Origin of the sequence: Deinococcus carri (genome assembly GCF_039545055.1) — a bacterium.
Taxonomy (GTDB): domain Bacteria; phylum Deinococcota; class Deinococci; order Deinococcales; family Deinococcaceae; genus Deinococcus; species Deinococcus carri.
The window spans coordinates 13,567-25,072 of the sequence record NZ_BAABRP010000011.1 but is presented as its reverse complement, the minus strand read 5'-3'; the positions used below and the strand labels follow the sequence as shown (position 1 = coordinate 25,072).

10 protein-coding genes are annotated in these 11,506 nt (G+C 68.9%); 3 read left to right on the top strand and 7 right to left on the bottom strand.

Annotated elements, in window-relative coordinates:
• Nucleotides 1-15: 15 nt before the first annotated feature.
• Nucleotides 16-309 carry a hypothetical protein gene (locus ABEA67_RS13275; RefSeq protein ID WP_345465930.1) on the bottom strand — a complete coding sequence of 98 codons (294 nt, stop codon included), beginning with the start codon at nt 307-309 and terminating at the stop codon, nt 16-18.
• A complete protein-coding gene (locus tag ABEA67_RS13270) occupies nt 294-1,544 on the bottom strand; it encodes a glycosyltransferase family 9 protein (protein WP_345465928.1) in 1,251 nt (416 codons plus the stop codon). Before ABEA67_RS13270 ends, ABEA67_RS13275 begins: the two co-directional genes overlap by 16 nt.
• A 386-nt stretch (nt 1,545-1,930) precedes the next feature.
• Between ABEA67_RS13270 and ABEA67_RS13265 the strand changes: the two genes are divergently transcribed.
• Together ABEA67_RS13265 and ABEA67_RS13260 are read left to right on the top strand one after the other, a co-directional pair.
• Nucleotides 1,931-3,070, top strand: a complete 1,140-nt coding sequence (locus ABEA67_RS13265) for a DUF5009 domain-containing protein (RefSeq protein WP_345465925.1) — start codon at nt 1,931-1,933, stop codon at nt 3,068-3,070.
• A 23-nt stretch (nt 3,071-3,093) separates the two neighbouring features.
• Nucleotides 3,094-4,179 carry a hypothetical protein gene (locus tag ABEA67_RS13260; protein ID WP_345465923.1) on the top strand — a complete coding sequence of 362 codons (1,086 nt, stop codon included), beginning with the start codon at nt 3,094-3,096 and terminating at the stop codon, nt 4,177-4,179.
• A gap of 427 nt (nt 4,180-4,606) precedes the next feature.
• Here ABEA67_RS13260 and ABEA67_RS13255 read toward each other — a convergent pair whose 3' ends face one another.
• From ABEA67_RS13255 to fdhF, 5 genes are all read right to left on the bottom strand, one after another.
• Complete coding sequence (locus tag ABEA67_RS13255) at nt 4,607-4,771, bottom strand: MFS transporter small subunit (RefSeq protein ID WP_345465921.1); 165 nt, start codon at nt 4,769-4,771, stop codon at nt 4,607-4,609.
• A gap of 3 nt (nt 4,772-4,774) precedes the next feature.
• Nucleotides 4,775-6,175, bottom strand: coding sequence for an L-lactate MFS transporter (locus ABEA67_RS13250; RefSeq protein WP_345465919.1), 1,401 nt, complete (start codon nt 6,173-6,175; stop codon nt 4,775-4,777).
• Nucleotides 6,176-6,358: 183 nt separating this feature from the next.
• Complete coding sequence (fdhD, locus tag ABEA67_RS13245) at nt 6,359-7,195, bottom strand: formate dehydrogenase accessory sulfurtransferase FdhD (RefSeq protein WP_345465917.1); 837 nt, start codon at nt 7,193-7,195, stop codon at nt 6,359-6,361.
• 3 nt (nt 7,196-7,198) lie between these two features.
• Entirely contained in the window at nt 7,199-7,699 is a 501-nt protein-coding gene (locus tag ABEA67_RS13240) for a helical membrane plugin domain-containing protein (protein ID WP_345465915.1), read from the bottom strand.
• Entirely contained in the window at nt 7,699-10,698 is a 3,000-nt protein-coding gene (gene fdhF, locus ABEA67_RS13235; RefSeq protein ID WP_345465913.1) for a formate dehydrogenase subunit alpha, read from the bottom strand. Before fdhF ends, ABEA67_RS13240 begins: the two co-directional genes overlap by 1 nt.
• A 200-nt stretch (nt 10,699-10,898) precedes the next feature.
• Between fdhF and ABEA67_RS13230 the strand changes: the two genes are divergently transcribed.
• Nucleotides 10,899-11,225: a hypothetical protein gene (locus ABEA67_RS13230; RefSeq protein ID WP_345465911.1), complete on the top strand. Its 327-nt coding sequence runs from the start codon at nt 10,899-10,901 to the stop codon at nt 11,223-11,225.
• The last annotated feature ends 281 nt before the right edge of the window (nt 11,226-11,506 follow it).

The following is an 11,506-nucleotide window of genomic DNA, read 5'->3' as shown; positions in this document are numbered from 1 at the left end:
TAACGGAGCGCCGCTCTAACGGTCTTCCCCGACCGGCCCCTCCGGCGTGAACAGGAAGTTGTTCTGGATGGGGGCCTCGTCCTCCGGGTCGAGGTCCAGCGGCTGCCCGGCGTCGGGGCCGGTGCCCTCGATCCGCACGGCGTAGCTGGGGGCGAGGCCGTCCAGATGGTCCCCGCGCACCGTCCAGAAGATGTCGCCGCGCACCTGGTTATGGGCATAGCGTTTGGCGTCGAGCAGGTTGTCGAAGTCGCGCTGGAAGTGTTCCACGGCCGTGTTGTTCTGCACCTCGATGGTCAGGCGGTAGGGCATGGTCGCTCCTTTCGCCCCGCATCATTGTCCCCGGCGGGCGCGGGGGCATGTGCCGCGACCCTCCCCGACCTTTCGAGAACCGGTTCGCCCGGTCCCACCCGTAGGGGAGAGCCGCTCTCCGCGAGCAGGGCGCGCACCTCGGCCAGCACCTCGGCGGGCGTCACGTCGTCCACGAAGGAGTCGCGGTGGTCGCAGTTCCCCGTCATGCAGTTCGTGCCGCAGACCGGGCAGTCGAGCCGCCACGACAGCACCGGGCGGTGCCGGGTCCGGCTGAGTGCCCCGGAATTGATGGCGTTGCCGCACCAGTAGACGCCCACCGTGCGCGCGCCCACCGCCGCCCCCAGGTGCAGCGGGCCGGAGTCGTTGGACACCACCAGTTCGCAGCGCGACAGCAGGCCCGCCAGTCCGCCGATGCTGAGGCGGCCGCAGGTGTCGCTGACCTGCATGGCCGGCGTCCGCATCGCGGCCAGCACGTCCCACGCCAGGTGGGCCTCGTCCCCGGCCCCGGTCAGGATGACGTGGGCCCCCGCCTCTTGCAGCGCGTCCGCGACCACGGCGAAGTGGGCCGGACTCCAGCGGCGGCGGGGGTCGCCCGCGCCGGGGTGCAGCGCCGCCCAGGGTTGCTCGCCCTCCGGGACCACGCCGCGCAGCTCGGCCAGGTCGCTTTCCATCACGGCCATGCGGGGTTCGAGCGTGACGGCGGGTGCCCCGGCCAGCGCCACGACCTCCAGGGTCCGCATGATTTCCTGCTGCCAGTACACGTAGGGGACCGTGCGCTCCAGCGCGGGCGCGTCGGGCGTCCGCAGGCCCACCGTGTGCCGCGCGCCCAGCCGCAGCAGGAAGGGATTGGAGTTGCGCCCGCCGCCGTGCAGTTGCACCGCCAGGTCGAACTGTTCGTCCCGCATCCGCGCGAAGAAGGCGTCCAGTTCGGCCGGGTCCTCGTCCGCCTGACCGTCGCGGCCGACGTACACGCCCCGGCTGGGCGGCACCGCCACCACCCGGTCGAGCGGGCCGGGTCGCCCCTGGAGAAACCGCGCGTGCCAGGGCTGACCCAGCAGCACGATTTCCGCCGCCGGGTAGGCCGCCCGCAGCGCCTCCAGGGCGGGCAGCGAGAACATGTAGTCCCCCAGGGCATTGGCCCGCAGCACCGCGATCCGGCGCACGTCCCCGAAGGGGGCGGCGGGCAGCAGGCCGCCTGCCGATGGTCTCTCTGTCTGTGGCCCCCCGTCTCTCATGCGTTCTCCCCCGGTAATGGCTGGATTGTAGGGGGCACGGCGGCCGCCAGGTCAGCAGGCGGGGCAGAGCGAGGTTTAACCTTCGGGGCGGTGAGCCGGGATTTCCCGTTGTTCATCAGGGAACAGCGCCTGTCGGGCCAGACCGCCTCTTTACCTTGTCCTCTTTGCCTGGTCCGGCAATGCTTCCGGCAGGGCCAGGAATACCAGGCCCCGGTTCGCCGAGGAGGTTTCCCCACGAAACGGCAGACGTTCGCCGCTCTCGCAAGCGCCCATATCAGGCCTGACCGGATCAGCAGGCGGTGGTGGTGGCGCAGCAGGCCGGCCCGGTTCTCAGGGTCCATTCCTCCCTTTCATGGCGGTGTCATCCGCCGGGAGGAGCATCAAGCATGACGCTCCTCTCCACCCCGGCACCCGCCGCAGCCGCCGGGAACGCGGTGCCGGCCCAGGCGCGGGTGCGGCTGACGGCGCTGGATGCCTGGCGGGGCCTGACCGTGCTGCTGATGTGGCTGGTGAACAACGTGGCCCTGGGGAGCCTGACGCCGCCGCAGCTTCAGCACGCGCCCTTCGGCGGCATGACGCTGACGGACCTGGTGTTTCCCTGGTTCCTCTTCTGCGCGGGGGCCGCCCTGCCCTTCTCGCAGGCCGCGATGCAGAAAACGGGCGTGACGGGCTGGGCGCGGGTGCGGCGACTGGTGACGCGGGCCGCGCTGCTGTACCTGGTGGGGGCCTTCCTGACCAGCGCGACCGAACACCGCTTCACGCTGGGGCTGGGCGTGCTGCAACTCATTGCCCTGGCGACGCTGGGCGCGGCGCTCCTGAGCGGGCTGCGGGGGCGCTGGCAGGCCGGGGTGGCGCTGGCGCTGCTGGCCGGCTACGGGGCCTTTCTGGCCTACACGCCGCACCCGGCGGGCGTCGGCGTGGTAAGCGAGACGGCCAACCCGGTGCAGGCCGTGAACGAGGCCCTGTTGGCTCCCTGGGGGCTACGGGGGCTGGTATCGGTGATTCCCACCACCGCGCTGGTGCTGCTGGGCAGCCTCGCGGCGCGGCCCCTGCAACAGCGGTCCCCCCGCGCGCCCTGGTGGCTGCTGGCGCTGGGCGTGGCGCTCAGCGTGGTGGGCTACGGCTGGGCGGCCTCCGGGCACCTGCCCTTTGCCAAGGCGCTCTGGACGCCCCCCTACGTGCTGTACAGCGCGGGCCTCGCCACGCTGGGCATCCTGGGGATGTGGCTGCTCGCGGATGCGGGGAGAGTCCGGGCCGGGGCACGGCTGCTCACGCCGCTGACGGTCGTGGGGCGCAACGCGCTGGCGGCCTACGCCCTGCCCATCCTGTTCAAGGTCTGGGTACTGCTCGACTGGCGGGTGGGCTGGGCGGGCAAGCTGATGCCCATGCAAGCCGCGCTGCTGACCCAGGCCCGCACCCACCTGGGCCTGTGGTGGGGCGGCTGGGCCTACACCCTGGGCTACGTGTTCGCCGCCTGGCTGATCCTCGCCTGGATGGCCCGGCGGAACCTGATCTGGAAACTCTGAACTCCACCCTGCAAGAGGTCTTTATGCGTCCCCTCCCCCTGCTGCTCACCCTGACCCTCTCCACCTCCGCCCTCGCGGCCCCCACCCCCGCCACCCTGACCTACGGCGGCGAGAACTTCCGCGCGTTGGCCGCCGAGTCCTACCGGATGGCGGGACTGTCCGGCGACTTCGAAACCTGGCTCAATCAGGCGTACATCCGGGCGGGCGTGCCGCTGGGGAAGGGCGAAACCTCGCTCACCGCCGCTCTGGACGCCCGCAAGGCGGAACTGGCGGCGGCGAAGGGCACCCAGCGCGACCAGCTCGCCCGTGACACCGCGGCCTGGGCACACCGCTTCATCAAGAAGGCCGTGCCGAAATTCAGCCTGGAGCGCGGCTTCGAGTTCGCCAGCATGGCGAGGACCGGCGAGCGGCAATGCCTGCTGCAAAGCGTGGTGATTGCGGGCCTGCTTCAGCGCGCGGGCCTGAACGCGGGCCTGGAGATGGTCTGGAAAAGCCAGAGCGGCCAGGAGAGCAACCTGGGTCACGTCACCAGCGTCCTGCGCCTGCCCTCCGGTGCGGGCGACGTGCAGGTGGACGCCAGCGAGCCGGAACCCTTCGCCCGGCACCAGGGGGTCCTGACCTGGGCCGACGGCAGTTACCGCTTCCTCACGCCCACCTTTGCGGGGGACGGGCGCATGACGGCCTATAAACGCGCGGAGGACGGCGGACAGGTGAAGACGGTGGCCTTCCTCGACCTGCCCTACATCCGCTCGCAGTTCAACTACTACCGGGGCGAGCGGGCCGTGGGCGGCGTGCTGGGCACCGGGAAGGGCCGCTCCACCCCGGACGGGCTGAAGCTCAGCGAGAAGTTCCTGCAGGCCGCCCTGCAAGGCAACCCCAGCAATGCCCTCGCCGCGAGCGTGCTGGGCACGGTCCTGCGCAAGGAGGGCCGGGACGCCGAGGCGCGGACGCAGTACCTCACGGCGGGGAGGCTGTACGCCGCGCAGGGGCATACTCCCGTCAGCATGGAAGCCAACTTGAAGTGGGCGCGCGGGCAGTCGGCCAGTCTGCCGGGGAGGGGTGCATTCGGTCTCGCCGCGCTGGTTAAGCAGTGGAGCGGACAGTTTTAGTTTAGGCAGCCCTGACGCCGGGATTGAACGGCCTGGGCGGGTGTTTTTCCAGGGCGGCGCTCCGCTGCGTTGCCGCATGTTTCAGGCGTCCACTCCACTGCGCCACGACATGCCCGTTGACCCTGCCCTGCCGGTCCAGGTTCCACGACGCCACGAAGAAACCGTCCGTGGTGCTGTGCCCAAACTATGCGCGGCCAGACCCGTTCCCGTCGCCTCCCCCGTGAAGACAAGGGCTTGCCCGAAGCGACCAAAGTCTGGTGCTCCCTCGCCGACATCCGCCTCATGTTGCGCCACCTCGAACCCTCGCCCTGGGCCTTTTGAAACACGCGCTCAAACGTGCAAAACCGCAGTCCCCACCCGAGATGTCCCGCATCAGCAGGCAAGCCCCAGCGGGGAGGGCTGGGGCTTGCCTCTGCCGGGTTCCGGCTCAGTGACCCGGTCCGGCCCCTCCACTAAAGAGCGGCAGGGCCTTGAGGACCGTCTGCACCACACCCCACGCGAGCGGCACCCCCGCGATCAGCCAGAAGAGGACGAGGCGGGCGACCGGGACTTCCTGCGGCGGTTCGGCGTCCGTGACATGGGGCTGGGTCATGGTTCAGTCTCCTGACGGGCGCGTGGCACCCAGGGTGCTGTCCGTCGGCAGCGAGGCGTCTGTGGGTTGGATGTAGTAGCGCGGGTCGACCGGGCGCACCAGCAGATTGCAGAGAAAGCCCAGGATCAGCAGGCCGACCATGATGTGCATGGTCAGGTCGTAGGCGTCGGCGGTGGGGACACCGGCATTGATCTGCGACTGGCGCAGCCCGTTGACGAGGTAGGGGCCGACGATGGCCGCCGCCGACCAGGCCAGCAGCAGCCGCCCGTGAATCGCACCGACGTTGAGGGTGCCGAACAGATCGCGCAGGTAGGCGGGGACCGTGGCGAAACCGCCGCCGTACATGCTGATGATGATGGCCGCGCAAAGGATGAACAGCACCACGCTGCCCTGGTGCCCGGTGATGGGAATCAGGAAGTACAGCACCGCGCCCAGCGCGAAGAAGACGGCGTAGGTGGTCTTGCGCCCCAGGCGGTCCGACAGGGACGACCAGAGGAAGCGCCCACCCATGTTGAAGAGGCTGAGGAGGCCCACGAAGCCAGCGGCGGCGGCGGCCGTGACCGCCGGGTGGTTCGGCCCGCCCGGAAACATCTCCTGGATCATCACCGAAGCCTGACCCAGGATGCCGATTCCGGCGGTCACGTTCAGGAACAGCACCGCGAACAGCAGCCAGAACTGCGGCGTCCGCATGGCGGTATCGACCGTCACGTTGGCGTTGGTGATCATGCCGTGGCCGGGGACGTTGGCGTTGCTGGCCGTGTAGCCTGCGGGTGTCCAGCCGGGGCGCGGCACGCGGATGGTAAAGGCACCGAACAGCATAAAGACGAGGTAGATCAGCCCCAGCGTCACGAAGGTCGCGGTGATGCCGTTCGCGGGCACGCCTCCCCCGAAGCGGTTCATCAGCGTCACCGACAGCGGCGAGGCGATCAGGGCACCGCCGCCGAAGCCCATGATCGCCATGCCGGTCGCCACACCGGGCCGGTCTGGAAACCACTTGATCAGGGTCGAGACGGGGGAGATGTACCCCAGCCCCAGGCCGATCCCCCCCAGCAGGCCGTTGCCCAGGTACACCAGCCACAGTTGCTTGGTGGCGACCCCCAGCGCCGCCACCAGGAACCCGCCCGCAAAGAAACAGGCGGCGGTGAACATGGTGCGGCGGGGACCGACCCGCTCCACCCACTTGCCGAAGATGGCCGCCGAGGCCCCCAGCACCGCGATGGCAAGCTGAAAAATCACGCCCAGCGCCAGCAGGCTCCAGCCGCCGTACTCGGAAAGCGGCTTGTTGAACACGCTGTAGGCATAGATCTGGCCGATGGACAGGTGGACGGCCAGCGCGGCAGGCGGCACCAGCCAGCGGTTGAAGCCGGGCGGAGCGACGCTGTGCTCACGATCTAGAAAGGACATGCGGAACCTCCTGGGCTTGAGGGTGGGCAGAGAGGAGAACCCTGGCGAAAGGAGCCTGCGGGAAAACCTCCCGCAACGGGAGCCGGGCAACTCCAGGGATGGTCTTGGCCGTGGGAAGTGGGGAGGCGGCAGGCCAGGGGGGGTGAACCCGGTGGGGCGAGGTTCCTTCTTCCCGGGGGGTCATCAACGGACGTTCTCCAGCCGCAACCGTTCGGGGAAGCTGTACACGTTGAAGCGCTCCCCCCGCACGAAGCCCACCAGGGTGATCCCGAAGCTCTCCGCCACCTGGGCGGCGAGGCTGGTCGGGGCCGACACCGCGCACACCAGCGGGAGGCCCGCCAGCGCGGCTTTCTGCACGATCTCGAACCCCGCCCGGCTGCTGACCGCCAGCAGGTGATCCGATAAGGGCAGCAGGCCACGTCCCAGCGCCCACCCGATCAGCTTGTCCACCGCGTTGTGGCGGCCCACGTCCTCGCGCACCGCCAGGCACTCGCCCTGCGCCGTGAAGAGGCCCGCCGCATGCAGCCCGCCGGTGGCGGCGAAGAGGGGTTGCCTGGCCCGGAGCTGTTCCGGCAGCCCGCAGACCACCTCGGGGGCCAGGGGGGGCCGGGTCCAAACCGTGGGCCGGGCGCGCAGGGCCAGCCGCTCGATGCTGCCCGTACCGCACACCCCGCAGGCGCTGCTGGTAAAGGTGTGGCGTGAGAGGGTCCGCAGCGACTCGAACCCCGAACGCAATTCCACCCGTAAGACGTTGGGGGTGGTCAGGTCACCCTGACGCCACTCGGCCAGGCTCAACACGTCTGCGGCTTCGCGGATGGCCCCCTCGGCGTACAGAAACCCCAGGGCCAGGTCGCGGTCCGCGCCGGGGGTCCGCATGGTGACGGCGAAGGGCTGTTCCTCATCCCCCTGGACCAGCCGGAGTTCCAGCGGCTCCTCGACGGCCACGAGGTCGGTTTCGGGGAGGACGCCGCCGTTTGCGTACCGCAGGACGGCACAGGCGGCCGCTTCGTCGGGCGGCACAGGTCAGGTCTGGGGGACGTCGGGGGCGTTGCCGTGCGCCTCCCGCTCGCGCAGGCCTCGACCGAAGCCGCGCAGCACGCCGACCAGGGCACCCAGCGCCAGGCCCACGTCGGGGTCACGCACCAGCGCGAGCAGTTCGCCCAGGCCCGCGCGTTCGCCCTCGCGCACCCGGCGTGCGCCCTCCTGCAAGCCGTCCGAGAGCGCCCCCGTCACCGTTTCCAGCGCTTCCGGCTCGATGCGGCCCAGCACCTTGACCGCCTCCAGCGCGTTGCGGACGGCCCGCACGCTTCCCGGCTCGTTCAGGATGTCCAGGGCGTGGGAGGTCAGGCCCTCGCCGCCCTGCACGACGCGGACCAGGGTTTGCAGCACCTTGTGTTCATGCAGCACGCGCAGCAGTTCCAGCGCCTCCCCCATCGCGTCGGCGCTCTCGGCGGTGCTTTCGGCCAGCCGTTCCTCGGGGGTGGGGAGCAGCGTCCGCACGTCGAACTCCAGCGGTTTCGCCATCAGTCGTCTCCTCCCACGCTCTCGGAGGTGTCGTAGCGCGCGATGCGGGCACGGTTGGGATTGTCCCCTGGGAAACGGTAGTCCGCCCGCCGCCACTTGCGCTCGACCTCAACGCCAGGCTGGGGCGTGGGGTGCCAGTAGCGGGGGTTGACGCGCGGCAAGGGGTTTTCACCCTCCTCCGGCAGAATCTCCATCCGCACCGCCGTGTCCTTGTAGGCGGGCGTATGGGTGCTGGGGTCGGTGTGGCTGCCGGTCAGGCGGTTGACGGCCTGCCGCGCGTCGGGCGTGTTCATCGGCATGTAGACCTGCTTGCCCTCCACGCGGTCCGTGACCAGCACGCGCAGCCGCACCGCGCCGTGGCGCGACACCAGCCGCACGTAACGCCCGCTTTCCAGACTACGCTCGCGGGCCAGTTCCGGCGACACTTCTACGAAGGTCCCCGGCACCTTCTCGGTGATGCCCGGCGACTTGAAGGTCATGTTGCCCTCGTGGAAGTGTTCCAGCATCCGCCCATTGTTGAAGTGCAGGTCGTACTCGGCGTCCGGCACCTCCTGCGGTGGGATGAACTCGGCGGGGTAGAGCCGTGCCTTGCCGTCGGGGAAGGGGAAGCCCTCGGTGAAGAGGAGCGGCGTGTCGCTGCCGTCGGGCAGGACGGGCCATTGCAGGGACTTGAAGCCCTCCAGGCGCTCGTAGGTCACGCCCGCGTACAGGGGGGTCAGGCTGGCAATTTCTTCCATGATCTCGCTGGGATGCCCGTAGTTCCAGCCTGCGCCCAGCGCGTTCGCCACGAGCTGGATAATCTCCCAGTCGGGCTTGCTGTCGCCCAGCGGTTCCAGAGCGCGGTAGAGGCGCTGGATGCGCCGCTCGGTGTTGGTGAAGGTGCCGTCCTTTTCCAGGCTGGGGCTGGCGGGCAGCACCACATCCGCGAAGGAGGCCGTGTACGAGAAGAACGTGTCCTGCACGACGAAGAAGTCGAGCTTCTCGAAGGCCGCGTCCACGTAGTTGGCGTTGGAGTCCACGATGCCCATCTCCTCGCCCTTGAGGTACATGGCCTTGAGGGTGCCCTCGTAGATGGCATGGACCATGTCGTGGTTGTCCAGACCCTTGTTCGTCGGCAGCGGCACGCCCCACTTCGCCTCGAACTTCGCGCGCACCTGAGGGTCGTCCACCTTCTGATAGCCACCGACGAAGTTGGGCATCGCGCCCATGTCGGACGCGCCCTGCACGTTGTTGTGGCCGCGCAGCGGGTAGGAACCTGCGCCGGGCCGCATGTAGTTGCCGGTGACCAGCAGCAGGTTGGAGATGGCGGTGGAGGTCTCGCTGCCGCTGCACTGCTGCGTCACGCCCATCGCCCACATGATGCAGGTGCCGTCCGCCTGCACGATCTCATGGGCAATCTGTTTCAGAACGTCCTGGCGGACACCCGTGACTTGCTCGGCATAGGCGAGGGTGTAGGGCGCGATGCTGGCGCGGAACTCGTCCAGGCCGTTCACCCACTTCTCGATGAAGGCGTGGTCCTCCAGCCCCTCGTCGAGGATGTACTTCGCCACCGCCGTGACCCACACGAAATCCGTGCCGGGATTGGGCCGAATGAACAGGTCGGCCCGCTGTGCCATCTCCTGTTCGCGCAGGTCGGCCACGATCAGGCGCTGGCCCCGCAGCTTGTGCGCCCGCTTGACGCGGGTGGCGAGGACCGGGTGCGACTCGGCGGTGTTCGTGCCGATGCCGATGACCAGCCCGGCCTTTTCCAGGTCGGTGATGCTGCCGCTGTCGCCGCCATAACCGACGGTCCGCCACAGGCCCATGGTGGCCGGGGACTGGCAGTAGCGCGAGCAGTTGTCCATGTTGTTGGTGCCGACCACCCCCCGCGCCAGTTTCTGCATCAGATAGGCTTCCTCGTTGGTGCATTTGGAGGAGGCGATAAAGGCCAGGGCGTCGGGACCATGCTGCGCCCTGATCTCGCGGAAGCGGCGGGCAATCAGGGCGGTGGCCTCCTCCCAGCTCGCCTCGCGGAAGCCGCCCTCCTCGCGAATCAGCGGTGTGGTCAGGCGCTTCTCGCTGTTCACGTAGTCCCAGCCGAACTTGCCCTTGATGCAGGTGCTGACGCCGTTGGCCGGGCCGTGCGTCGGCTCGATTTTGAGGATGTGCCGCTCCTTGGTCCAGACCTCAAAGGAACAGCCCACGCCGCAGTACGTGCAGACGGTCTTGGTGCGCTGGATGCTCCCCTCGCGCATCGCCGCCTCGGTGTCGGAGATTTGCAGGATCGGGCCGTACCCGATGCTGGGTTCGGCGGCCTTGACCAGGTCCACCGCCGACTGGAACATCGGCAGCGGCAGGTCGGTCATCAGTCCCGCCTCGCCCAGCATCGTCTTTTCCATCAGGGCGTTGCAGGGGCAGACCGTCACGCAGTGGCCGCAACTCACGCAGCTCGACTCGTTGATGGGCCGCCCGCCGTCCCACAGCACGCGGGGGTGGGGGTCTTCCCAGTTGATGGAGAGCGTTTCGTTGACCTGGAGGTTCTGACAGGCTTCCACGCAGCGCCCGCACAGGATGCACTGGTCGGGGTCGTAGCGGTAGAAGGGGTTGGTCTCGTCCTTGGGATAGGGCTTGGGATGGTAGGGCGTGAGCTGGTGCTCGATCTTCAGCAGCGCGGTGGTGTTGTGGACCACGCAGTTGCCGTTGTTGTTGTCGCAGACCGTGCAGTACAGCAGGTGGTTGCCCAGCAGCTTGTCGAACGCCGTGACCCGGGACTCGCGGGCCGCCAGCGTCTCGGTCTGCACGCTCATGCCTGCCGTGACGGGGGTGCCGCAGGCGCGGACAATTTCCCCATTCACGGTCACCAGGCAGGTGTCGCAGGTCTGGATCGGCCCGAGCTGCGGGTGATAACAGACCTGCGGCAGCTCCAGCCCCGAGCGGTTCAGGACCTGAATCAACGGCTCGCCGGGGACGGCAGGCTGTGGGACGCCGTTCACCCGCACTTCAAACTCAGTCGGTGTCAAAATTCCCCCCAGGTTCCTGTAGATGTCGCGCTGATTTTTCGACTATAGGTCAGCCCTACGTCAACCGGGAGGTCCCTGCCCTCCGATTTGCACATCATTCATTTAACATTGTGCCATTAGAGGTCTGGGGAACATTCCCCTCACCGCCTCCAAGTCGAAAGTGGGCCAGGAGGGCGGTACCCGCCCCGTCTGGAGGTCATATGACAAGGGAAGACGAAAAGACCCCTGCCGGGCAGGGCCAGGGCACCGGTGGCGCGCTGAAATCACCTGAATCTCCCTCCCAGGGCGCTGTCGAGCAGCACGCGGACGAGGGAGACGGACCCTTTGGGGCGGATATGCAGAACATGCTGGGCGGCACCCGTTCCACCTCCGAGAACCATAACCCGGAGCCTGCTGCCGACGCTTACGGAACCGGAACGGACCCCCACACCGGCGGCAGCCTGACGCCGCTCGACAGCCGCAGCACCTTCGCGGAGCGGGGCACCGGGACAGACGAGGACTCCGCGGGGGCCGACAAGACCCACTGATGCCCCCTGGTCGCTGTCGGGCTGACTGAAATGGCGACCGCCCGTGCCGGTCAGGGCGCTCCGCCCGGCGGCGAGTAGTCTCCCCGCAGAGCCGACGCGATACGGTACTCCCTTCGCCGTCAGCCGCTTTGCCGTCCGCCCGCACGTAGGACAGCGCGGCATAGAAGGGCAGGGTGACTCAGGCCGCCGGACTACCTCCCACGCGTCCCAGCCGAGCTTCCCTCCGAGAAAGACACGTGGGACATGCCGGAGTCTCCGTGAAGCGGCTGGCTGGGCGGCGG